Below are 22949 nucleotides of genomic sequence, written 5' to 3' on the forward strand. Positions count from 1 at the left end.
GGGAGCCTCCCACAGGGGGAAGGTCTCCCCCGATGGGTAATGAAACGTTAAAAATGGGTCAGCCCCGAACTACGGGTGACTGATTACCCCGAGTGTTGCACCAGCCTCGAGGCTGGCAATCAGCTCATCGGACGCATTCAGATAAGGTGAACGTGGCCGGTAAGCAGAATCGTTGAGATGCGTCAGGTGGTACTTATCCACCAGGTCATTGATCGCCTCAAAAGGTTTGATACCCGCATTTTGCAATGCCTCAACGCAGGCTTCATCGCAGAAATCGGTATCGTTCAACATCAGTCCATAGTGCCTGACCAGCAGTACCGATGCAGTGGCCTGCCAGAGTTGTGGTGTCTGCATCAGGGTCTCCTTCACGCTACTTTTGAGTCGGTTAATGCGGCTTCAGTGCCGGGCTTCAGGTTTAACAAAAACTCTGAAGCCTCCCGCGCCTGCCGGCATGCCCGGAACAGCGCTCTTTTGTCTTCTTTAAGGGCTTTCAACCAACCACTGACGTAGCTGTCATGTTGCACCTCACCGTAAACGCCGAGCTCTGCACAAAGAAAGGCGCTGCCCATTTCCGCCACGAGTTCTTCAAACGCGTAAACCGGATCCCCAAACGTTCGGGTCGAAGAGGTTATCCCTTCGCGGTTCAGTCGCTTTTGATGACCACTGGCATGCACCAGTTCGTGAAGCAAGGTAGACCAGTAATCGGCCTCCGTAAAAAACTGCCCGGATGTCGGCATCACTATCTGATCCGCCACCGACCGATAATAGGCCCGATTTTGGTTCAGAAAATTAACGGTCACGCCGCTGGTATTGAATATGTCAATGACACGGCTCATCACCGGAGCGGAAACCGTCTGTGCCTCTTCCTCCGTCAGGAGAGAGGCCGATTCATCAGAAAGCGCTGCCGGCAGACCATCGCATTGCTGCGTGTTAAACAGTTGCAAGGGTCTGAGCAGGGTGCGAGACTCCATCACGGGCTTTCCGTCAGCATCGGTTAGCTTGATGCCCTGCTCATCTTCAGCCTGAACCTCAAACGGTTTGAAAATCACCGCCAGGCTACAGCTTTCTCCCGAACGGACGTGTCCTCCGGCAATTTGTGCCTGCCGAAAGGTGAGCCAGCGGTCGGAGATAAACCCCCTCTCCTCCGCGGCCATCCATAGCAAGGGAATATTGACCCCACTGTATGCCTTACCTGTTGTGGCATTCACCGGCAATGCACTGCCGACGGGCTTTTGGGCCGCACGCCAAGGTTTACGCCAGGGCGGCGTTCCGTTCTCCAGGGCGGCAACAATTTTGTCGGTTACCTGCTGATAAAGATCAGCACGTTCCTTTTTCGGTGCCCTGAGGGCAGAAGTCGTTTTTTTCATGGGATAAACCTCAAAAAAAGGCGTATCCCGGCCAGTGGCGGAATACGCCACGGTGAGTGGATAAAAAATTAGCGAAGTCACACCGGGAGAATGATTTCACCCTCAGGACTGACCGTATTAATGCGGTCTTTGAGTCGGGAGAACGCGCGCCTAAATTGTTCTAGGTCAGCCGCTTTTGCACGTTTGCAATCAGTGCGGATAACGTCATCGAGCACATACAATGCTGACAGGCGCCACGTCGCTTTTTCCCGATGGCCTACGCAGGCAAGAAAGTGTTTATGCGACTGATCAAACATCCGTTCAATACCGTTACGGAACTCTGCCACCGGGACAAACACTTTCTGAGGCGGCCGGGTTTCGTTATGCACTGTGTTGTTCAACGGTGTAATAAAGAAATCATGATGATCATTAAGGATCGCATTCCTCACACTTTGGGGTATAAAAAAGCTGAAGGAATAATCAATACCGGGAAGCAGGTCAACGACCCTGTCTTCCCAGCCTTCGTCACTCCGAGGGTCGAAACCCTCGGCATAAGCCATGTGCATATACCCCTGCTGTCGGTCATCTTCACCCCGGAGATAAAGGCCATAGCCATTTTCCAGCGTGAGTGTTTTGTGAAAGCCGGACGAGTGAGTTAAGACCTGACGCAAAGAAGCGGAAGTAAAACGAAACATCAGTGACCCCCTGTGGTTAACAGGAGAAACTTCCCGGGAGGAAGTCTCTCCGGGAAGTTTGGTCAGAAAAGTGGGTATCACACCCTGTTAAACGCGCCATCGCTATAACGATAACGGTACAGTGCCAGATCACGCGCCATTCTACGTGCGGCTTTCATGGCCTGGCGAGCAGAGCGCCAGTGACCACACATGCCAAAACTCTGCACCTGCCAGTCACGGGAACTGCACCCCCGACGACAGGCAACCAAGGCGGTAAATTGTCCGTTCCCGGTGGGGAGGACTTCGGGACGAAAACTGAGCTGCCCCGTCCGGTTGGTGAACCAGTCGTTGTCATGCTGCCCCAGCACATTTGAAAAATGCTCCAGGGTGACGGCCGCTTTATGTAAAAAAGAAATGAAGGTTTTCATGGGTGTTTCTCCAGCAGTGAAGCGGAGAAACCTTCGCCACTTGCGGGGGAAGTTTTCCCCGCATGGGTGATAAGCAATAAGATTTATTAAAAAATTAATCAGTAACCGATGGTGACGTTGAGGGATGAATTTCCATCAATGTTCCTCGTTCACTCTTCCCATAAACTCTCTTGGGCAATGTTTACGCCAGACTTAAAACCGTATGTCCAGGAGCCTTCATCGACTTCATGTCCAAGACGAATGAGATCGAGGGCGTAACGCTGAAACAGGCAATCTGGTATCAGTTTCAACTCGCACGCCTGCCCGAACTGTTCAGCCATCCAGACTATCTGCACAGCGCGAGATGGAAATCCATCGTCATCAATGTCATCGGGTACGCCACAGCGAGTCAGTGCACGTAGAGTGAGTAGCGCCGTCTCCATTTCTGAAACCAGCACGACAAACGCAACAGCAGACTGGGCACAGGTGCGAATTCGCCCGACGGTAATATCGTATGCAGACATAGCAAGGTCCTCAGTGTAAAGACGGCACCCAGCCCAATGGGAGCAAAGTCCCTATAGGGTAAGAAAACACGATGGCGAAGCGCCATGAGGTAATAGGTACGAAGAGTAAAACGCGTGAAGTGAGCCTTAACCCGAAGGTCTCTGTTTTCAAAGGTTAAACAGATTTAACACAACCGCCCGAAAGCGCCATCTCTCAGGTCATGATGGCATTGGCATGTGATTACCCGAAGGCGTCCCTCTCAAATCACCGGAACATTGGCAGTTGTCGGAGACAACGTGAGCAAATTTATCGTACACAATCGGTGCATCCTCAGCAATACCGTCAACACAAAGATTTTTCCATACGGTGTGATAAACCCAGGCCATAAACTCGTCGGAAGAAGCGCCTGAGATCCCAATCACACGTTGTTTAAATAAACCGTTTTCAACATCAACATGGTCAATAAACTTGTCTGTTATCTGGGTCTGATACTCCCGCCAGTCAGCACATAAAATAATGGCTGATGATATATCGGTAGTCAGGTCAATGGAGTCTGGCATGTTGACACCACCTTCATAAGTATAATCCCAGTACACCCGACCAATAATAGGATATTCTGCGAATACCACGACTCTTTGTTTTTATTCATCAGAGAACTCAATCAAAGAAATATTGCACCCCATCATCACAGTCAAGCCGGTAACGTTCCGCCCTCACCCTTTCAGTAAGATATTCAAGGTGAAATCTCCGAGCGTTAAATTATCAAAATAATCAGCGATAGATTCAATCGTACCCGTCAAATTAACCGGACTTTCATATTTAAATAAAATGATACACCCTGTCGTGAAATAAGCACTTCATAATATTGGCCATACTGGATGCCTCCTAATAATACTCTGAGCCAGATTAAATTCGTTAATATCATTCACCCCCAGAATCATTGTGCCGATAGTAAACTTGTTTAATATATCTTCCCCGCCCATCCCCATGTCCTAAATCCATTGAAACCATTGCCAAGACTTCACTATCATTGAAACCTTTCTCTTTGTGATATATTGAAAGTTCTCGGGCAAAATTATAACGCATACTGTGAGGTGCTTTCTCGCCATTCAAACCAGCCTTACGGAGAAAATAACGATACCGGTTAATAGCCTGATGAATGCTCGGTTTATCAATGAATTTACCCTTGCGCTCTGTGGCTTCTTTTTCAGCATAGCGAATTGCCCGACGGACTTCATCACGGTCTATAATAGTTGTATCCCGAGGACGGCCACCTTTAGTGCCAAATACAACACGAATAGATTTATCACCCCGTTCGACAGCTTGTTTCCAGGTTGATAACGATTTACAGGCTTCCACGGCTTCTTTTGTTCGTAAACCAAACACATAAGCCAGTCGCATCGTAGCCGCCACGCCGCGATCTTTTTTTTCAATTTCCGCAAATGCTTTTAAAAATTCATCCCGGGTTAATGCTGTTTTTGTGCCATCACGATTGACCCCGGAAATACCGAGAACCTGATTACTCAGTCGTTCATTTTTCGGATCGGCAAGACGATGTTTACCTGCAGCGTGGAGTATTCCTCTTAATACTGACATTTCATTTTGCAAAGTACGATTGCTCAGATTTAAACTCTTCCGATATTCCATATAACTTTCAACGTAACGAACTTTCAGCGCGTCCACACTGCGTAATTTGATGCCTGTATTTTTAAGATGGTCAAGAAAGTAACGTCCAATACGCTGACGATCTGCAATCGTGGCATATCCCCCAGCCCCCTTTCTGGCAAGCGATATGAACTCTTTCCGGAAACCCTCTATTTTGGAACGGGTACTTTTTTGTGCCATGACTTCCCCCTGCTCGGTATTCAAACAAAGCCTCTCTGCCCGGAACCACTCGTGAGTAGTCCCGGGCAGAAAGACTCACAACCATGACCAGTGCGTTGGTCAGCCGTCCATGCGTGTCGGTTAATTTGCCGTCCTGGCCGTCAGATACTGTGTAGCATGGCGAGGCTGTGTTGAGTTGTTGCAGGAGCCCGTTAAGCACTCTGTGCGACGGTTTAATGCTCCCCGTTCACCCGGTTACGGTGAACGCCTCAGTACCTGGACGATTTCCTCCTTTTTTCATGTGGTTAAGACTCTTAAAAAGTCATTGGTTGAAGTTTAGGTTTTGCGGACGTCCGTGAAAACGGACGCAAAACAGTGATGTAATGACAGAGACGATTTGGTGATTCTCGTGAAAACACCCTTAAAATCGCTTTTGAAGCCACGTATTACGTGGTGTTGACGTTGGCCGCCTGGCGGCGTCACTTGGTACTCGTTTCACTCGAACCCAAGTGACGCCGCGCTCCTCTGCTCTCAATGCGTACGTGGAAGATGCCAAATTTTCAAATTGGCATACCCACAGTCCACAAAGTTTGCAACCGGTCGTTGACGTCAAAGCATCAAATCAAAACGAGTAAACACTCGCAAAAAGGAGCTGCGAAGGGGAGTTCTGCGCTATACAGAAAATAGTGAAATGGGCCTTAATCGTTAAAAACGATCCTCGTTTTCAAAGGTTAAACGAGTTTACCGCCCGAAGGCGCCACCTCTCAGATTATGGTGACATTGGCATGTGATTACCCGAAGGCGCCCCTCTCAAATCACCAGGACATTGGCATGTTGCAGAAAGCAACGGTACAACACGGTGATGTTAATACTTTGAGGAGGAGCTATGCAAGGACCAAAACAACAAACTGATCCATCACTTCGGAGATCTTTGTTGGTTTTGAAGAAAAGGGTTATGTTCGTCGAGACTATGGCAGGGATGAGAAAGGAAGCGGGTTATATGGAGGAGGATGATATATGTAAACGCAATGAAAAAGAGCTGATAGACGCAGGGTTAATTCCCCCTAAAATAATAATTGAAGTTGTGCCGATATAATTTATATCATGTCATGTGTTTATCACTCTTTAATGCCATTATTATCATACAAAAAACCATAGCTTTATTCTTAATTTATTTACTGACAAAAAAAAGCCCGAAGATATTATTAGCGCTGGCACTTTCGTCTAGAACGGGGAGTTGCATGGAAATTCACTTCAAACCTCATAAACAAGCACAACTACTATAAAAGACAGTATCAATAACAATTAACTTACTGCACAAAAAACCAAGATACATCTATCGTTTCCCATATTATTCATATTGGCAAAAGACTAACTGAAACTCTGTAAATATGGTCAACCTCGACATTCTGTAAAAACGATTAAGGTCGCTAAGTTAGATTATTCAAGCAAACACACTCAGTATTCTGGATAGATATCCAGGTACGTTTTTAATACGGAGGCAAACGTTTCTATTTTCCCTTTGATAGCGCAATTTAGCATTTTTCTGTAATCTAGATGGCGAACCAGAAAAGGCTGAGCTGACTCGTAGTTTATACAACGGCCACTGTCCAATGCATTACAGGAACGACTGGTTCGGTGCGAAAAGAGGAAATAGCAGGAATGATACCCAATAACGGCAAATAATCTGTAAGCCGGATCGTCAATGCCCTTTCGTGGCCTGATTTCAAACGACTGGCGCTGACCGCCACCATCAGTAATGTGATCCCACAAGATGACCATATCAGCCACACCTATTTTTGAAATATTATAAAGGGTATTTCCTGCAAGTTTTTTTGTCTTTAGCCCCAAAAATCCAAACAGTACGTCCTGTTCGACACCACTAAGGGGTAATAACGTTCTGTAGTTATTCTTTTTTATTTTATTTAAAATATCGGGGTAATTATTATTACCGAACCTGCCAGTGAGCTCTCGCGCAACCCCGTCAAACTGTGATTCAAGGCACTGCAGCGCAATCAGCATCTCTTTCTGCCAGATGGCCGATGCAGCCTCTTCTTCCTGCAAAATTTCGCTGTTATTAACAGCGAACCCGTAACTAAAAGGTTCTGCTCTGGCCGGATACCAGACAACTGAATTCAACTCGACATCATTAGACGAGGCTACCCTGAGGAGGTTTTCTTTAACCAAAAAATCGTCGTTCACAGGAGGCATTGTCGGGAGTTCAGGCCGAAAATCATTCGGATAAATCTCGGCTATGACTTTCCTCACTGCAGGTGACAAATGACCTCTTAGGCTGGTATGGGATGCCTCTTTAGCATTCAAAACATTCAGTTGCAGAGGCCAGGGCTCCCTGCTATTCGGAACGGAGGCTGGTGTAGCCTCCCTGTACGTAAAAATATGCGGGTAACGCTGATGATATCTGACCGTTGAGGAAAACTTTTTATCTCCGGATGCAGAATACCGGTACATAATCCCCTCTTTGTCCAACCATTCGAAAAATACGGTATCCAGGCAATCTTCAAGTCGCCGATCAATGACCAACACATTCGGTTTTCCCGATATCCCCCCCGCATACTCATTTGAGTAATGTTGGGACCAGAAATCGCAAAGAAATTCGCCTGCTGAAAAATAAGTTTCCGTGAAAAAAAACTGGCGATAATAGAGAGGCAAGTGCTCAACAGAAATACCCGCGACATACACCTTACTAAGACCGTATTCATGCGCGTTCGCGATCATGTCACCAAAGCGTACAATTCCGTAATCTGGGCTCATAAAGACACGTTTGCATTCCTGCACAGTGAAATAGTGAACTCTCTGCGTGGCTGACATCGTAGTTTCTCTTTAATTATTCTAAATCCCGCTTATTACGGTGCAGTTTATCGCTTCGGTTAGCTCAGGGTGACATAGGGTGCGGTGAGTTACTTAGATTCATCTCCATCTGAACCTGTGATGCGACACGAAGCGGTTATCCTGATGGAGCCCATGCCAATAAAGACGCAATCTGCTTCAGTTTCCCCCGTTACGCTCGTGGGATAACGGTAGGTGTAGGTAAACCATCAATGAGGCGACAAACTGCACCTGTCGCAGATCAGCGCGGTGAAAGTGAGCCAACCCCATTGTTGCCACGCTGATTATAATCATGGCAAACATCCCGCCGTAAAGAGTTTCCAGAGTTTTGTCGGAGAAGATATCTCCGTCATCTCATCCAAATTAGACCAGTACACAGGCAGCCCCGCATAAACCCATTTCACCGTATTTACCGACTCGTTTTTTTACCACAACTAAAATACGTGATATGCCCTCCACGGATACTTCTACAGTCCGTATTGTAACGACAGGTAGCATGATGCCAAGCGACGCGACGCGACGCTGTTGTGCACTTGATTACGCAGGATACTCGCATCCAAGAAAGACGCTGACTCACCTAGTATATACCGTCACAATAGCAGGTGAGTAGTATGCCATGGCCACAACTGTGGATACTCATGAAGAAAAGATCATTTTCTTAACCAGACAGAAGGCATATATTTTCATCAACGAAGTTAACTCAATAACATACATTGAGGACTCCCCGAAAACGTACCAACATTAACGGTATGAAAAATGTGTTTCGCGTAATGTTAAAAGCAACCGTGGAAATCAAAACCCTCAGCGACTTTTTTAGACTAACGACTTATGCAAACCAAGACTTTCAGTAGTAATAACTATTACGTTTGTTCAGATAATAAATGATCACGTACCCGATAATGTTTATCACCATAAAAATGCCAAACTGCCACAAAGCCGTTCCGTACCACGAAATATCCATCTTGATCGGAAAATCTTCGCGGATACCCGCTTTGTAATCAAGAACAGGGAACAAACTGCACCAAAAAAAACTCACTATCAACGGCGTAGTATTCTTTATCACGTTAAATTCTGCGTAAAAATGCCATGCGATCAGTGCTGCAACGACTAAGCCCCAGACAAGCAGTCTCAGAGACGTACTCGATGCAGCGGCAAAACTGACGTCGAATGTCTTCATGATCCAGACACCAAACCCAACGAGAAGCAAAACGCCTAATGTAGCAAATATCATTTCAATATTGTTGTCATCTGAACGACTCATTTATGCTTTCCTTTTTTATTTAAAAAAACTCAATCGACTGTCTGCTCACTACTGGAGTTGAGCATAAATAACACGCAGTTACTGACCCATTGTCTTAGCTGCAAGATAAAACTATTTATCCTCTTTAAATCACGGGCATGTTGATGGGATACATATTTCAGACGCGTATATATCACTCTGATATTTCGCCGTTTCCGGCATCTGTTGCGCTGCCTAAACATGAATAAGTTGTTGGTTCCCTGCCCCAAATGTGGACAGTTTTACCCATTCTAACAGGCAATACGCTTGCCCGATTTATCATCCAGAAAATACTCTGGTTCATCAGGGATAATTCCATAACAATATCGGGGAGCTTCCCAGAGCAGACCGCTTAACACATTGTGGCCAGAATCTCTTTGCCGGCGGTTTGTTTTCGCCATACACGCAACATAAATTTATGTCCGCAGGCTAGACAACAAATATAGGGATTATCCAGGGGCATGACCGTTATCCCTTCCGTTATCAACTGTGTCGACTGGCAATTGATGCAATGAACACCTTGCTGTCCCGGGGTAAAACCCAGCAAATTACGGGGGTAAGGTGTTACCGGCGTATCACCGAACTCGGCCAGCAGAGGCCCCAGCCTTTTATGGTAAATCAAAAAAGCGCTTACTGAACGTAGTCCACACAACGCAAAAACCTGTGTCGGTCGCCACTGCGTCCATAACATAACCAATACCGCATACAGCCGCCGAAAATGCTCCGGGCGCATCCGGGAAAATAGGGTACCGGTGGTGGCTGTAAAGGGATTATCGCAGGCCGGGCAATAATACCCTTCAATAGACGAGACTGTTTTACGGGGACGAATGTGCTTATTCTGGCAGTAAGGGCAGGCATATACCGCACCCTGTTCGGGGTTTTGCGCATCCAGCCGCTCCACAGCATCTCTCAGCACCGGCTCCCGTTGCCAGACCTCCCGTAAATGTTGGTATTGCGCCTGGGTCGCATGAGCGAACAATCGGCTAAACCACTGGGGGAGCAGGATATCATTCTGTGGTGTGTTAATGGCAAACGGATCAACGCCCTTCGGTATGTCGGGATACATTACAAAATCAGCCTGGCAAACCTGACAGTGCACTTCAGGATTACCGACAGGCATCGTTTCACCATAGGCCAATTGCGTGGCGTTACAGGCAGGGCAATGTAGCCCTTGCTGCCCCGGGGTAAATCCCCGTAAATAACGCGGTTGCGGGGTTACCGAACGATGGCCGAGCAACGCCAGAATCGGCTTAAGCCGTTGACAGTACTGTTTCCATATCTGTTTGGATTTACAGTCACTTAACCAGGCGGCATCTTCTTCCCGCCAGGTCCCCCAGAGAGTCACCAATACTGCATAAAGTCGCGAGTGCCGAACATGATGTAAATCGAAGAATGGCGTATGGGTATACGGAGAACTGCACCGCAGGCACGCCCGGCAACGATATTCCTCCGGGCGGGTACTGGGGCTGATGTCGGTACAGTGACAATGTGGACATTGGGTTTGAATGATAAGCCCTGGATTACGCTTATCCAGCTCGACTGCCATCTCACGCAGTATCGGTTCGCTTTGCCACAATTGAGCCACACTGGCGTACTCCACCGCATCCAGATGCGAAAAAGCAACCGGATACCAGTCCGGCAAAGAGAGTTGACCAGAGGGGTTCTTATTTCCATTCACCTGATTATCTTCCGTAATAAATGAAGGTTTACTGAGTGTTAGAGGATGAGGCCAGCAACGCATACCGGTTCAGCAGTTGACTAAACCGGCTGTCTATCTGTTGGCGCAGTGCCGATGGCGGGGTCTGCCCTGACTCAGACTGTACCTGATACTGACGCAGCAACTCTTCCAGCGGTAAGGTTTTTGCCAGCGGCTGCTGTATCGCAAACACCACCGTTTTCAGCTCCGAAACCGTCATATAGCGTCCCTTCTTTTCATCCAATCCATTCAGTCGCTCTGCCAGTTGCCGCAAACGCTCTTGTGCCAAGGCATAGTGTTGCAACTCCACCAACGGCGCAGCACCGGCTTCTCGCTGTTGTTGCCATAATGCACTCAGTCGGTTGACCTCTTGACTGGCGGGCCACAGTTGCTGCGCTTGTGATAACACCCCATCCCCCCGCATTTGTGCCCATAACGGCGGTAACTGTGTCAGTTGTTCCAACTGTGTGCCACTGCCTTGCAGCACGGGGCCTGCCAATCGTGCCAACTCAGCATCTGAGGTTTGTTTTCTCAGTTCATCGATTGATTTGGCTGCCAGTGGCGCAGGCAATGGCGCGACGCTGGTCAGCAATGCCTCGCGCAATTGATTAGATGACAGCGACTGCCAGATAAAGAAACTCCCTGCCATCAGCACGGCCATCAGTGATAACCCGGCGACAAAACCGTGGCCCGCCTTCCAACGTGGTGGGGGTGGCGAAGGCGTCGACAATTCAACCTGAACACGCGTTGGGGCGGGTTCGTTGACAAGATAAACCAGTGGTTCACTGACCGCAGCCGACGAGAATGCCGGTTGTGGCTGTCGTTGTGGTTCAGAGACACCGGCATGCCGTACCGGAATACTCAATCGGTCTGGCGTATCAGCGGCGGCCTCGGCGCTCTCCAGACGTAGTGCGGCGTTATGCAACATCAGGCGCACCCCATCCAATTTACTCAGATGTTTGAGCTCCAGCGTTTGCAACTGCGTGCACAACTGTTCCAACGCACGCTCTGCCCGGTACACCTGAGCCAGGTCACCGTAGCATAACGTCATGGTGCGCCAAACTTGCTGCAACCGGTCACTCAACCAGGCCAATAACGCCACCCGCGCATGGGTTTGCGGTGGCCACAAGGCGCTCCATTGATGAGAGATTAATCCCGCCAACAGTTCCAGCCCCTCACACAACCCGGCAAGACCAGCAATGTGCGTGCGTGCCAGGGTAAAATCGACCGTGGTCTGCAATTCCACTCCGTTCTGGCGAAACAGCGCTAAACAAAGCTGCTCAACCCGCGCCCAATCAACATCCGGCCGAGCGGGATGATGTAACTTGCCCATTTCGTTACGTAACGCGCTGCATTCAGCCAAGTGGCGAGGATCTGTACCCGTTTTCAGGTGGTGTTCAGGTAAGAGTGTCATGGTAATAACTCAAGAAAGGTAAAAGTATCCGATGGTCAGTACAATGCCACTCGGGGATCACGATACTCTGGTTATCTGGGGTATCGAAGTCATGTCCAGCCTAGTATCTGTCGATTATATTCAGTGAGTCATTTCTCTTCCTGTAGACCTGTCCAAGCATCGCTCTGTAACAGGTTCCCAATACGCATTGAGATCCTTACTGTTTGCGCATTGTGTCCTCACATCCGGTGGTGGAGAGACCGCAGGTAATACAGGACTGTTGGCCTTTGGTTCGTTCACCGATCTCCCACTTTCCGCCGTTCTTGTTCCGTTCTCTTTTTTCTCAGAACGTGACTTTGCTTTTTTAACCGGGGTTGGCGTTGCATCCTGGCCAACATAATCAACCTGCCGACTTTGACCACCATGACAGTGATACTCACCCGTTTTACGGTTATTATGGCAGCCCTCGGCGTTGGTTCGCCCGGAATGTGCCATTGATGGCGTGTTGATAATGACACTGAGCAGTAGCGCCAGCCTAATGCCGGTGTGCAATTTCATCGAAATATCCTTATCAAAAACAGAAATAAAGAGTGAGGACGCCAGAGTCCAGAATCCGATAATGCACTTCAGACTCCCATTGTTTTATCAAGATACTGCTGTTTAAGATGACGAATCAACACCCGCCCTTCTGGCATAAATGCCGTGCCGTAACGCACCAATCCCAGCCCTTTTAGTTCCGCCTCAATGGCGTACTCCAGATGGCCGGGGGCGGTCTGCGGTAACAGCAGCACCTGCAAGCTTTTCAGACGCGGCTCGTATTTCAGCAATGCAGTGGATAGCGTGGTTAACAGCGCGTGTGCGCTGCCCGGCAATCCCTGTAGGATCTCGCTCATATCCGGCAGACCATAATCGGGCAGATGACTGAGTGTTCCCGCCCGGCAATTGAGAATGCGCTGCATATTATCCAGCACCGAGAGAATGACCTGATTAGCTTCACTGACCTGATGTAGTTCAAGCCCGCCAGTGAAATTGCCCAGCAATTGCTCATACAGTGACGGCGAGGAGGCGTCCGGCATTACTTTGTCTCCGCCCGCAATGTCAGGCTGTTATTACCCAACTCAAGGGTCCGAGGCTTATCGGGATGCAGGTCGTCCAGCGTCAGAATCAGACGCCAGTGGTCTTTGGCCATATCTGGATGGCGGAACAGCGCCACCACCGCCACAAACCGGGTATCTTTTTCCATCGGCATATCCAAGGTTACCGCACCGCCCGGTTTCACCACCACACTGCGGCTGGCCAGCAGGTCATCTTTAAGTGTCGCCTCCCCGTCGCTCGCCAGCTGTTGATACACCGTTTTTAAGAAGGTTTTATCATCACGTAACTGATAAATCCGCACCATCACCGGTTCCGATGATGAGTTCGCTTCGTGCTCATCGGTATTCAGAGCTTCACGGGCGGTAAAATCCAAATGCAGTATCTTTATCTGCTTATAAAACAGTGATTTTGTGGCAGACACGGTGCCATCAGTCACGGCTTGCGTCAGCCCACAGCCACTGAGCAATAAAACCAATGCTGAGATGCAGATTTTATTTTTCCAGGCGGCCCAAGTTTTATTTTTCGAAGTACAGATTTTATTTTTCGAAGTCGTAGCTAACACGTCGGTTTCCTTCTTGGTATTTCTGTGGAGTCAGTCCACTGTAGTGTCCCAGCTCCACGGTATAGTATTCAGGTATATCGTCTGACAGCGTATCGTCATCCAGCCCCAGCACCCCGGTCAGTCCCAACCTGACCGGCGTCTCATCCAACACCAACACCGGCAGCAACCGTGTTGCGACAGTCAGTTGAATACAGGCTCGATAGCGCCAGCCCAGATACACCCGCAACAGCACCAGAAAGTCGGTATACAATGGACCATCCGGTAACCAGTCACCGGCCTCGTCGCGATCTTCCGTCTGCAGAGAAATCAATAACTGACTGTTGGCATCGATGGCCTCATCGCCCAGTACGGTGTAACCGTCCAGCCAGTTGCCCCCTTCGTCGGCAAATGTCATCTGTGAGGTCAGGCGAACTGTGCGCAGGCAATGGGGCGTCACATCAGCCTGTGTAAAGGGGGCCAGCAGTCGCACCAGTGCCTGTACCCCTTCGGCAGTTCGCCCCGGTTGACGCATCACCCCCAGCAGGGCCAGAAAGCGTGATGTCGGGGTGGCAAAATGCTGCTGCGAACCTGGAATACCCATGCCAATCAGCCCCAACAGGCTTTGGGAGGTGTTATCTTTGCCGCCCGACTCAAAAGTGGCCGGATAGGAATATTTGCGCCAAATACGATAAAACTGCGTCATAAAACGATGGTTGAAAATATCGAGGAACCCTTCCAGCGCCTCATGCCCTTCGCGCTGCTGGGTGATATCGTCGATATAGGCTGTCGGCAGTGGCGAATCCACACCGTACAACCCCATAAAGGTGGTGCGCGCCGTCAGTGGTGCCTCAGGCTGCTCCGGGTCAGTTTCTAGCGCCTTCAGCTCACTGACCGGGAACCCCATGCCCGGATGCGGACGAAAACGCACCGGGTCATCCGCCGGGCTGTTGGTACTCCCCAGCGGCAAGGTTCCCGGTTGTTGCTCCAGCAACTGACAGAAACGGTAAAAATTGATCTGGCCGATATCTCGCTTAAGCCGGGTGATTAGCCGGGAATGCGGGTCGTGTGATTCTCTTCCCATTCCAAACGTTCTCCTGTCGGTTGCAGTATCAGAGTCAGGCGATTAAACAGATGAATATCGGTATACAGGGCAAAGAAGCGACTGAGCATTTCCCCGAACAGACAAATATCCCCGGTACCGGTAAAGCCGTTACTGTCGAGGGTGATTTCAATGTGTACCCCGCGCAGCAAGTAACCCCGTTCAAAGCGTTCAATCTCGCTGTGTTTGACCTCAGCGATAGCCTCCAGCCGACGGCGGTTCATTTCGTTGTCCGTCCAGTCATACAGCGCCAGCGTGCCGCGCAGCACTTCAGCGTTATCCATCATCCACAGAAAACTGCTGCCCAGATGGCTCAGCACCCGCCAGTGAAAACGGTCGCGGTTGGGTGGGTAACACGGCAATGACGGCGCCGACAGATTACGCACCCGCACCTGAGCCCCGGTGGATTTCACCGCGGTATCCAGTACCGTGCTTTGTAGCGCTTTACGCGGTAACTGCCCATTGGTGCCGGTCAGGCTCAGCGACAAGTTTTCATTATCCGGTACGCTGTGGTTATCAAACGCCTCGCCCCCCAGCACCAGCCAGGTATCGTGCAGCCCCGAAGGCCCGCGTTTGACTCGCGTATGGTAGTAATACTCCGGCGCATCATGGCGCAGCATCCCGCCCTTGTGGCGGAAACTGGTGAACGGGACATACACCTGATGCCCGCTATGGCGCGAGGATATCACCGAGTCCACCGAATAAATTTCGGTATAGCCGTCCTGAATGCGCATCGGGCGCAGCTGATATTCGGTCTGTAATGAAGAGAGCGACAGCGGGTCCGATTCCAGCGGGAACAGGTTAATCACCGGCACACAATGCAGCCGCAGGTTCTTTTCGGAGAATGAAAAATCATGTTCCCAGCGTTTTTCCAGCACCACATCAATCTCAAACCAGGGCAGTTCTGCTGGCAGTTCGACTCCCTCCAACCCCTTCAACGCAACAAACATAAACTTTTCGCGGAAGGTGAAGTACTCCAGCAGGAGCTGATAACCACTGAACGCACTGTCGGCCTTCGGCCACAAGGTATCCTGCTCACCGAACCCCAGCGGGGCAAAATAGCCGTCCAGCGGCTGGCGATCAGCCTGCCCCGGCAGACGGATCCAGAGTTTGGCAGTATTCAGGGTCAGCGCCTCATGCAGGGCGCAAGCCAGTGGCGCATCGGCATCAAAATAGAGCGGCAGGCGGCTCAGGTTGATACGGCTCCAGTCGGCCAGTGCGCTGCAATCAAAGCGCAGCCGGATAACCGATCGGCCATCGGGTTCGCTGTCCAATTCGGCACGGCGTAGTGTCAGCGGGAGCAAGTCCATATCCTGCGTGGTGGTGTAGCGGCAACGGGTTTCACGCTCCCCAATGGGGCGGGAAAGCACTTCAAAACCTTTGCTCACCCCCATGCGCTCTTTCATCCCCTGCCATTGTGGGGTGAACTCCACAATGGCAAGCGACGGAATGGTACGCAGGTAGTGCGGCCACAGCAGGCTGACCAACCCTTCAGTCAGCTCCGGCAGGTCATCATCCAATTTCTCCCGCAGTCGGCCCATCAGGAAGGCAAAGCCTTCAAACAGACGTTCCACATAGGGGTCACGCGCCCCGGCTTTATCCAGATTTAATTCGGCAGCCCGATCAGGGTGCGCACGAGCAAACTCTTCGCCCGCTTCGCGCAGGTAGCGCATTTCGGCGTCAAAATAACGCAGGGTTAAGTCGTCCATAATGATATTTTTCATTGTGCTAATGGAAAGGGTGAAATACAGGAAAACAGTGTTTCAGAAACAGCGTGGAACAAGGAAAAACACGTTTTTTATGCAATATTTTTCTTTTCGGTTATCCGCATAATACGGCCGCACGGGCCGGGTCGAGGGCCATAAGCCCACTGAGCAAGCTTTCCATTTCGATATGCAGGCGGGTTTTTTCACTGTCGCTGCGTTGTGCTTTCATCCGCAGCAGCTTCAGACTTCGGGCTTTGACTTCAAACGCCAGCCCCGGCTCCCACTGCGGCAAGGTTAGCAATGCGCCGCGGCTATCAAGCTCACTCAGCAGATGCAGTGCCATATCATTCTTGCCGTACTGCTCCGCCACGCGGGCCATCACCAAACGCAGCAGCCACTGATGGCGGGCAGTGGTAATACCCGGACGGGATTGCAACCAGTTAAGTGCGGCTTCAATCCCTTCACTGTCCGCCTGAGCCAGAGCTTCTGACTCCAGCAACAGAATGCCATCTTCACCGGATGACACCACGGCAGCAGGCTCGCTGCCCCAGCCCGACACCGACTCCAGCACCTGCTGGTTTATCCACCCCAGCGTCACCTCATCAGCAAACGGCGTGCCGTCACTCCAGCATAGCCCTTCCAGCCCCGGCTGCCGGGTCAGTAACAGACGTAAATCCTGGGTGATACAAGCTGCCCAGCCATCGAATGGGGCTCCCGCTTTACTGAGTGCCTGATGCAGATACCACTGCACATCGAGCCAGAAATGGTTGACCCCTTCGGCAAATATCGATTCCGCCTGTTCCAACAACTCCAGCCAGTTTTGTTGCAGATAAAGACGCTTGAGCAGCGCGCGATATTCCGGGCGCGGCGGTACCAGTCGGGTTCGTCCACTCACATCCAACGGCGGTGACTGGTGTACCGTATCCCAGCGCACGCTCTTGATAAGATGATGCCCGGAGAGCCATCCCTGCGGCTGGTTACGCAGGTATTTTGCTAACGTTTTAGCCTGGTCGAGCAGGTCACGCCCCGACTGGACTGGCCGCAACTCCGGTGAAACCATAGCAGTCTGGCCCTGACTCCCTGCCGATGATGACCCGCTGCTGTTTTGTGGCACCACCGCATTCGGTCCACCGGACTGCGCCAGACGATGTTCCAAGGCAAGATACAATCCACCAAACTGCGGACGGGATGCGTCATCCCAGCAGCTAAGGCTCTGTTCGATTAACGCCAGTGCGCCAACGATGCGTTCAAAATCCGCATTATCCACTTCAGGATAGAGCGACAAACTGTCCAGCACGCGAGAACTCGATAGCCATTCCAGCGCAGTTTTTCGACTGGCTGCGCGCAACGGATGCAGGGTTTCACCAAAACGGCTGATAAGCCCGGCCAGCAGTGCCAGTCCATCCGCCAGCCCAGCCTCGCCATCACGGTGTAAACGCGCCCAAATGTAATAGGTTGCCACCCGCACATCTTTGCCATGCAGGGTTAACAGTTTTTCTGCCAGCTCGCTGGCTAACGTAGTATCAGCACCTGAGAGTTTATTGACCTCTTCACGCATCTGCTGGAAGTCGTCATTGTAACTGAGGTCTTCTCCGCTGTGCTGGTCAGTCGTCACCGGCTGTAACCAGCGCTCCCAAAGTGTAACCTGTTGTTCTGCCTTTAATAACAGTGAATCAGGGGCCGCGGCACAGGCAGTGATCAGGGTATTTAACGTCGCCATCATGGCTCCTGTTGGTCAATATCAGGGGGTGACAAAAGAGATTAATCCTCTGTCATATCCTCATCATCGATCCGATCAGATGCCGCTGGGGGGGCGTTCTGTATCAGAAAAATTTGCGCAGGCAGGGTGAAGTTACGCAGTTGCAGTAGACCTAATGGGCCTTTGCCCAGCTCGGTGCGTAATATCCATTGCAGTGATTGGTTATCTGTGGTGGTGAAGGTCAGTTGATAACGCCCTTCATCCAGCTTTTTCTGTTTTGCCTGTTCCAGCCAGCGGATCAATCCCCATGTCCCCTGATAATCACCGTATAAACGGGCCCCGGAATTCACGCCAGTCCAGGTCAATAGCGTACCGGGTTTGTAGGTATCACCCGGCCAGCGGAAACTCTGCCAACTTTCCATCTGGTTGAAATAATGCAATTTCTGTCCATCAATCGCTAAATTGGTTTCCACCACATTCGGAACCGGACGTGCCAGTAGCTCAAAGCGCAGCCCCTGACTGCCGTCAGTGAACAGAATATCGGAGACTTGACTCAGTTGATTAATGGCCGCCAGAAAGTCCGGGTTAAACGTCAGCCCCTGGCTGTTCACTTTACTCGGAACCCAGCGTGTCCCTTCTTTATGCAGCACGCCACCCAGCTCACGGGTCAGGAAGCTGTCGATACGCCCGCTATCCTTACGAATAAATTCGGCCAGCATCGGCAGTGAAGCATCGCTTTTACTGGCGGCAAACGGGTAACGCCCGTCAAAGGCTGATTTCCAATTGGCCACCACCGCGTTTTTCCACTGGTCGTTAAGGCTGGCCGACGAAGGTTGCAACACGGTCTCCCACGCCTGCGTCAGCGGCTGAACAAACATCGTCTGCCCAAAACTGCTCCATTCCTCTCCCAGACTGGCGGCAATCAGGCTGCCGTACTCCTGCGTGTCCGTCAGGTCGACACTTTTCCCTTGGAAAACGGTCTGGGCCAGCACCTGCGTCATCTCTTGTGGGTTCGAGGCATTAACCACTTGCTGGAGCTTAAGCCGTACCCTAGTCACGCGGGTGAGTAACGTTTGCAGGCTCAGCGAGCTGTCGGACGACATCCTGTTTTGTGTATCGCCTTTACCCATCAATGCCAGCAGCGGGCCAAAGGTCTCGTCCAGCGGGCCTACTGGCCCATCGGCACTCTGGTCAATGGCCGGGGTCTGGTCTTTATGCATCAGTGCTTTGGCGGACTTCACCAGAGAATCCGATAACGCCTGATTCTGCTGCCCGGTCTGTCCTTGCCACGCCAGCGTGTTCATCAGCGCAATCAGCGGCGACTGGCGCACATCACTCATCAGCGTCAGTTGGTCAATCACATCCGACAAGTTATGCGCCTCATTCCAGTGCAAACTGTTGAGAAAACTCAGCCAACTCCCAGCAAAATCGGTGAAATAACGTTCCGTCAGCCGCTTTTTCAACGCTTCCGGTGAAATGTCTTCTGATATCGCACGGCGGTTATCACTCAATACCCAGTCAATTTCTTCGCGACGGGAGGCCACCGTTTTATCTATTGCCTGCTGAATTTGCTCATCCCAGGCCTTGCGGGTAAACATACCGGGCACAGATTCCGAGGTCTGGAACAGACGCTGAGCATCAGTGTCGCCGGTCATGTCCATCAGCGTCATGTCGGCATAGTTGCGACGCACCGATAGCAGCATGTTTTCATACAGCGTACTTTCTGCATTGCGCTGACCAATCTGCCCCAGCAAGACCTGCCGTACCTGGCTTACCAACCCGGTATCCAGTTTAATTTTCCAGTCCGGCTGAGCAGGCAGATTTTGCGCATAAAATTGCCATAAGTCTGGGGCCAGACTCTGCCACAGACCAGGAGACACACCGGCACGCGCAGGCTCGGTGGTCTGCATCACCTGTGCATAAAATGCAGCATCGGCTTTTTCCGGGCGTGACATCATCAAATAGGCCTTTAACTGGTCATAGCCTGTTTTTGCCAGTGCCGCACGTTGCGGGCTGTTAGCCGGCAGTTCCGCCAGTTCACTGAGTTTCTGATGCAGGCTTTGCGCGGTGGCATCCCTAAGAATGCGGTTGTTGGCCTGGCCATACCACGGCATCAGGACCTCAAGCAGCGGCGCATTATGATCCAGGCCAAAGCGCTGATACCAAGGTGCCCCCTGCGCCACGCGAGATTGTAAGCGCCCGATATCATTGCGCAGGGCTTGTAGGGCCATGAGTTGCTGGTCAGAGACCGCTTGCGACTGCGCCAGTTGCTGTGCCTGCTGCGCGGCAGAGACCATTTGGTGACGGTTGACCGCAAATGACACCACACTGCCCACGCCCCACAGCACTATCAGTGCCAGCAAGCTGTAGCACAATGTCTGCTCCCACGGCAGCCCGACACGGCGTCCACGGGCAGAACGACAGTCATCCAGTACCCCCTGCCAGCGGTCAGATGCAGTCCAGTTTTTCTCGTGCACATGCGCCGCCGATGTTGATACCGCCGGCAAACTGAACATCAACCCACGCAGGGGAATACGAGAGGCATACTCGGTAAACCACGGCGTCAGGCGCTGCCGCCAGCGGGTGGCGTCACCCTGCTCCAGCGACTGCGCCAGGCGCAACAAAAAATCGTGGTGTGGTTCGACAGAGAGCTGCTGCATCCCCTGCTCACGTAACTGAGGCAACAGAGCGCGCAGTTGAAGCTCAACCGCCTCTGGCGTGGCTTTCGCCGGGAACACCACCCCGACTGGCTGCTCCACCCGCGTATCCTGAGCCCACTCGCTGTCGCAGACCTGCCACAGATATACCGGTGGTTGATAACGCAAGGTTGCACCCATTTTTTCCAGGGTTCGCAAGCCGTTGTCCATCCACTGCGGAGTGCCACTTTGCGCGGCGGTTATCGCCCAAACAATGCCATCAAACGGGCGGCCACGGCGCAGTTTACGCCACTCACTCAGCCCGGTTTCATCGGCCGGATTTTGCACGCTACCACCGTGAACCAGCACCGTACGCTGCCCTTCCAACCAGCCCTGTTCCGCCAGTTGCGGTGCCAATGCGGCGATTTCGTCAGGTTCACCCACCACCATCAGCAGCCGGACTTTGTAGCGCCAGAACAGACCGTAACGGCGGCGCAGACGGGTTTTCAGCTTAATGGATTCAGAGTAGGGTGTTTTCTGTCGAGTGGCTTTAAGGGTACGTTTGGGGCCCTGAACTTTATCTTTGATGAGCTGACGGGCGGCAATAAAACCTAATGTCAGTACGCTCAGCGAGATAATCCAGATAAAGAGACATATCATCACCAGATTGCGCACTACATTCCAGTCGGTGGATTTTTGCTCCCCCCAGAACCACCATATCAGCCCTCCCAGAAAGATGACCAGCGTCAGCGTAGTGATAAAGATAACAACGGTAAGGGCCACTGATATTTCAGCAGGCTTATTTTCCTGATCCATAGGGTTTAACAATTCCAAGCGCGAGTGTGTGATTAGGATCGCGAGCCAGCCAGCCACAAGGCATTGCATGGTGTTCCGCGAAGAAGGCGGCAAGCGTTTGAGCCACCATCGATTCAATCTCAGCAAGCTCACCCCAGTTGAGATCCTGAACATGCTGAGTCACATTCCACCCCGTTTCGTTCAGGTCAGGAATAGGGGGTTGTGAAAATAAAAAGCTGGTATCGGGGGGCTGAGTTAATTCACTTTGATCTAATGCTCGCTGGGCAACAGCGACGATACTCTCATCAGGGGAAAGGTTAAAAACCTCTCCACGCGAGAATTGCACTTTACCTGTCTGACCCAGTCGCCACAAAACAGCGGCTTCCCCAGCCGGTAATCGGCTTTCATGTGAAGCCGGGAGTGAGCAGCATCCCGCACAGAGAAAGAAAGACTCAGGTGCCGAATGCGTAAACTCATCAATGATTTCTGTCATGCTTTCCTCACCTCGCCACACGACAGGATGCGCGGGTAACACGACGTCGGGAAAAGACAAGGCCATTTGCGTGGAAAAAACTAACCAGGACGCCGCTGAACCTGACCAGTAACAACGCAGCGGCGTTATTGCCAGTGGCCCCTGATGCTGCTCGCGCCATTGTAATACCAGGGTTTTCGCCAGATGCTTTTCTCTTTCCGTGATATCGACGGCAAACGAGTGCAGTAAGCGCAGTGCCTTGCCACCGGACTCAATACGGACGTCCGGTTGACGGTGATCGCGGTTAATCAGCCGTTGCCACTGGGTTAACGTTGTTCCGGCCGGCCCGATTAAGACCGCCTCGGTCAACGCAATATGCTGGCAGTGCCGCGCCCACCATTGCTGCTGAACCTGTTTCACTTCATGGTGATATAACTGCGCGTTATGCGTCGCAATGCGATAAAACAGGACGCGTAGCCCCCAGACCAACGCACTTAGCACGGTAATAAAGCCAATCACCATGACCACCTGGCCGTACCCTGCTTCCGGGTGACGTAGCAGTGCAGCGATACCGCCGGTCAGCAATAACACGGTTGCCCCGGCAGCCAGCCAGCGTTTACCTGTCGGCGGTCGGGCATGGCGGTAAGCGGGAAAGGTTGGCTGGGGTCTCATTGCTCTATCCCGACATCGGGGAAAGAACTCACCAGCGTGCAGCCACAGGCGCAGCGGTGCCCGTGTAACGCGACAGGCTGCCCGTCAACCTCTGAGATGGCACTGCCTTCCACAATGCGGGTCATACCATGGCGATGACACAGGGCTGCATCTCCTTTGCAGGCGATACCTTTACCAAAGCACTGGTAATGCCCCCCCAACACTTTGCCACCGTATTCCCGCAGGCTATCGCCCTGTCGTATGATATTTTTCATGGTTTAACTC

General features: G+C 51.4%; 21 protein-coding genes. 1 reads left to right on the top strand and 20 read right to left on the bottom strand.

Annotation, left to right across the window (positions count from 1 at the left end; all coding sequences use genetic code 11):
* Positions 1-69: 69 nt before the first annotated feature.
* The 7 genes from D5F51_RS17910 to D5F51_RS17940 form a co-directional block, all read right to left on the bottom strand.
* Positions 70-354 carry a TA system toxin CbtA family protein gene (locus D5F51_RS17910; RefSeq protein ID WP_099462390.1) on the bottom strand — a complete coding sequence of 95 codons (285 nt, stop codon included), beginning with the start codon at positions 352-354 and terminating at the stop codon, positions 70-72.
* An 11-nt stretch (positions 355-365) separates the two neighbouring features.
* On the bottom strand, positions 366-1367 hold the full coding sequence (locus tag D5F51_RS17915) for an ArdC family protein (protein WP_025377174.1): 1002 nt from the start codon (positions 1365-1367) through the stop codon (positions 366-368).
* A 77-nt stretch (positions 1368-1444) separates the two neighbouring features.
* Positions 1445-2041 (bottom strand): hypothetical protein, encoded by a 597-nt coding sequence (locus D5F51_RS17920; RefSeq protein WP_245994818.1) that lies wholly within the window; start codon positions 2039-2041, stop codon positions 1445-1447.
* A gap of 77 nt (positions 2042-2118) precedes the next feature.
* Positions 2119-2448: a hypothetical protein gene (locus D5F51_RS17925; protein ID WP_025377176.1), complete on the bottom strand. Its 330-nt coding sequence runs from the start codon at positions 2446-2448 to the stop codon at positions 2119-2121.
* 149 nt (positions 2449-2597) lie between these two features.
* Positions 2598-2951, bottom strand: coding sequence for a hypothetical protein (locus D5F51_RS17930; RefSeq protein WP_099462384.1), 354 nt, complete (start codon positions 2949-2951; stop codon positions 2598-2600).
* Between the two features lie 198 nt (positions 2952-3149).
* Positions 3150-3491: a hypothetical protein gene (locus D5F51_RS17935; RefSeq protein ID WP_099462382.1), complete on the bottom strand. Its 342-nt coding sequence runs from the start codon at positions 3489-3491 to the stop codon at positions 3150-3152.
* Positions 3492-3852: 361 nt separating this feature from the next.
* Positions 3853-4776 carry an integrase domain-containing protein gene (locus tag D5F51_RS17940; RefSeq protein ID WP_099462381.1) on the bottom strand — a complete coding sequence of 308 codons (924 nt, stop codon included), beginning with the start codon at positions 4774-4776 and terminating at the stop codon, positions 3853-3855.
* 865 nt (positions 4777-5641) lie between these two features.
* Here D5F51_RS17940 and D5F51_RS17945 point away from each other — a divergent pair.
* Entirely contained in the window at positions 5642-5851 is a 210-nt protein-coding gene (locus D5F51_RS17945) for a hypothetical protein (RefSeq protein ID WP_129198204.1), read from the top strand.
* Positions 5852-6213: 362 nt separating this feature from the next.
* Here D5F51_RS17945 and D5F51_RS17950 read toward each other — a convergent pair whose 3' ends face one another.
* The 13 genes from D5F51_RS17950 to D5F51_RS18010 all read right to left on the bottom strand — a co-directional run bounded on the left by D5F51_RS17950 (position 6214) and on the right by D5F51_RS18010 (position 22939).
* Complete coding sequence (locus D5F51_RS17950) at positions 6214-7584, bottom strand: hypothetical protein (protein ID WP_129198207.1); 1371 nt, start codon at positions 7582-7584, stop codon at positions 6214-6216.
* Between the two features lie 862 nt (positions 7585-8446).
* Positions 8447-8863, bottom strand: a complete 417-nt coding sequence (locus D5F51_RS17955) for a hypothetical protein (RefSeq protein WP_245994819.1) — start codon at positions 8861-8863, stop codon at positions 8447-8449.
* Between the two features lie 370 nt (positions 8864-9233).
* Positions 9234-10622: a hypothetical protein gene (locus D5F51_RS17960; protein WP_245994820.1), complete on the bottom strand. Its 1389-nt coding sequence runs from the start codon at positions 10620-10622 to the stop codon at positions 9234-9236.
* Positions 10588-11991, bottom strand: a complete 1404-nt coding sequence (locus D5F51_RS17965) for a VasL domain-containing protein (RefSeq protein ID WP_129198211.1) — start codon at positions 11989-11991, stop codon at positions 10588-10590. Before D5F51_RS17965 ends, D5F51_RS17960 begins: the two co-directional genes overlap by 35 nt.
* Before the next feature lie 120 nt (positions 11992-12111).
* Complete coding sequence (locus D5F51_RS17970; RefSeq protein WP_129199448.1) at positions 12112-12528, bottom strand: DUF1283 domain-containing protein; 417 nt, start codon at positions 12526-12528, stop codon at positions 12112-12114.
* Between the two features lie 68 nt (positions 12529-12596).
* Positions 12597-13046 carry a type VI secretion system baseplate subunit TssE gene (gene tssE, locus D5F51_RS17975; protein ID WP_012104646.1) on the bottom strand — a complete coding sequence of 150 codons (450 nt, stop codon included), beginning with the start codon at positions 13044-13046 and terminating at the stop codon, positions 12597-12599.
* Positions 13046-13627 carry a type VI secretion system lipoprotein TssJ gene (tssJ, locus tag D5F51_RS17980; RefSeq protein ID WP_129198213.1) on the bottom strand — a complete coding sequence of 194 codons (582 nt, stop codon included), beginning with the start codon at positions 13625-13627 and terminating at the stop codon, positions 13046-13048. Before tssJ ends, tssE begins: the two co-directional genes overlap by 1 nt.
* Positions 13602-14687: a type VI secretion system baseplate subunit TssG gene (gene tssG / locus D5F51_RS17985; protein WP_129198215.1), complete on the bottom strand. Its 1086-nt coding sequence runs from the start codon at positions 14685-14687 to the stop codon at positions 13602-13604. The genes tssJ and tssG overlap by 26 nt, the downstream gene beginning before the upstream one ends.
* Entirely contained in the window at positions 14651-16414 is a 1764-nt protein-coding gene (gene tssF, locus D5F51_RS17990) for a type VI secretion system baseplate subunit TssF (RefSeq protein WP_129198217.1), read from the bottom strand. Before tssF ends, tssG begins: the two co-directional genes overlap by 37 nt.
* Before the next feature lie 112 nt (positions 16415-16526).
* Positions 16527-18131 carry a type VI secretion system protein TssA gene (tssA, locus tag D5F51_RS17995; RefSeq protein ID WP_129199449.1) on the bottom strand — a complete coding sequence of 535 codons (1605 nt, stop codon included), beginning with the start codon at positions 18129-18131 and terminating at the stop codon, positions 16527-16529.
* Positions 18132-18172: 41 nt separating this feature from the next.
* Positions 18173-21562 carry an ImcF-related family protein gene (locus D5F51_RS18000; protein ID WP_206197186.1) on the bottom strand — a complete coding sequence of 1130 codons (3390 nt, stop codon included), beginning with the start codon at positions 21560-21562 and terminating at the stop codon, positions 18173-18175.
* Positions 21546-22685, bottom strand: coding sequence for a hypothetical protein (locus D5F51_RS18005; RefSeq protein WP_129198219.1), 1140 nt, complete (start codon positions 22683-22685; stop codon positions 21546-21548). The genes D5F51_RS18000 and D5F51_RS18005 overlap by 17 nt, the downstream gene beginning before the upstream one ends.
* Entirely contained in the window at positions 22682-22939 is a 258-nt protein-coding gene (locus D5F51_RS18010) for a PAAR domain-containing protein (protein ID WP_025377078.1), read from the bottom strand. The genes D5F51_RS18005 and D5F51_RS18010 overlap by 4 nt, the downstream gene beginning before the upstream one ends.
* Between the last annotated feature and the right edge of the window lie 10 nt (positions 22940-22949).

The organism is Yersinia hibernica (genome assembly GCF_004124235.1).
Lineage (GTDB): Bacteria > Pseudomonadota > Gammaproteobacteria > Enterobacterales > Enterobacteriaceae > Yersinia > Yersinia hibernica.

Excerpts from the sequence above, each read along its gene's own strand:
- D5F51_RS18010 (WP_025377078.1), bottom strand. The coding sequence starts at position 22,939 with ATGAAAAATATCATACGACAGGGCGATAGCCTGCGGGAATACGGTGGC.
- D5F51_RS17970 (WP_129199448.1), bottom strand. The coding sequence starts at position 12,528 with ATGAAATTGCACACCGGCATTAGGCTGGCGCTACTGCTCAGTGTCATT.
- D5F51_RS17925 (WP_025377176.1), bottom strand. The coding sequence starts at position 2,448 with ATGAAAACCTTCATTTCTTTTTTACATAAAGCGGCCGTCACCCTGGAG.
- D5F51_RS17910 (WP_099462390.1), bottom strand. The coding sequence starts at position 354 with ATGCAGACACCACAACTCTGGCAGGCCACTGCATCGGTACTGCTGGTC.
- D5F51_RS18000 (WP_206197186.1), bottom strand. The coding sequence starts at position 21,562 with ATGGATCAGGAAAATAAGCCTGCTGAAATATCAGTGGCCCTTACCGTT.
- D5F51_RS17950 (WP_129198207.1), bottom strand. The coding sequence starts at position 7,584 with ATGTCAGCCACGCAGAGAGTTCACTATTTCACTGTGCAGGAATGCAAA.
- D5F51_RS17935 (WP_099462382.1), bottom strand. The coding sequence starts at position 3,491 with ATGCCAGACTCCATTGACCTGACTACCGATATATCATCAGCCATTATT.
- tssE (WP_012104646.1), bottom strand. The coding sequence starts at position 13,046 with ATGCCGGACGCCTCCTCGCCGTCACTGTATGAGCAATTGCTGGGCAAT.
- D5F51_RS17940 (WP_099462381.1), bottom strand. The coding sequence starts at position 4,776 with ATGGCACAAAAAAGTACCCGTTCCAAAATAGAGGGTTTCCGGAAAGAG.
- D5F51_RS17930 (WP_099462384.1), bottom strand. The coding sequence starts at position 2,951 with ATGTCTGCATACGATATTACCGTCGGGCGAATTCGCACCTGTGCCCAG.
- D5F51_RS17945 (WP_129198204.1), top strand. The coding sequence starts at position 5,642 with ATGCAAGGACCAAAACAACAAACTGATCCATCACTTCGGAGATCTTTG.
- tssA (WP_129199449.1), bottom strand. The coding sequence starts at position 18,131 with ATGGCGACGTTAAATACCCTGATCACTGCCTGTGCCGCGGCCCCTGAT.
- D5F51_RS17965 (WP_129198211.1), bottom strand. The coding sequence starts at position 11,991 with ATGACACTCTTACCTGAACACCACCTGAAAACGGGTACAGATCCTCGC.
- D5F51_RS17960 (WP_245994820.1), bottom strand. The coding sequence starts at position 10,622 with ATGCGTTGCTGGCCTCATCCTCTAACACTCAGTAAACCTTCATTTATT.
- D5F51_RS17915 (WP_025377174.1), bottom strand. The coding sequence starts at position 1,367 with ATGAAAAAAACGACTTCTGCCCTCAGGGCACCGAAAAAGGAACGTGCT.
- tssF (WP_129198217.1), bottom strand. The coding sequence starts at position 16,414 with ATGGACGACTTAACCCTGCGTTATTTTGACGCCGAAATGCGCTACCTG.
- D5F51_RS17920 (WP_245994818.1), bottom strand. The coding sequence starts at position 2,041 with ATGTTTCGTTTTACTTCCGCTTCTTTGCGTCAGGTCTTAACTCACTCG.
- D5F51_RS18005 (WP_129198219.1), bottom strand. The coding sequence starts at position 22,685 with ATGAGACCCCAGCCAACCTTTCCCGCTTACCGCCATGCCCGACCGCCG.
- tssG (WP_129198215.1), bottom strand. The coding sequence starts at position 14,687 with ATGGGAAGAGAATCACACGACCCGCATTCCCGGCTAATCACCCGGCTT.
- D5F51_RS17955 (WP_245994819.1), bottom strand. The coding sequence starts at position 8,863 with ATGAGTCGTTCAGATGACAACAATATTGAAATGATATTTGCTACATTA.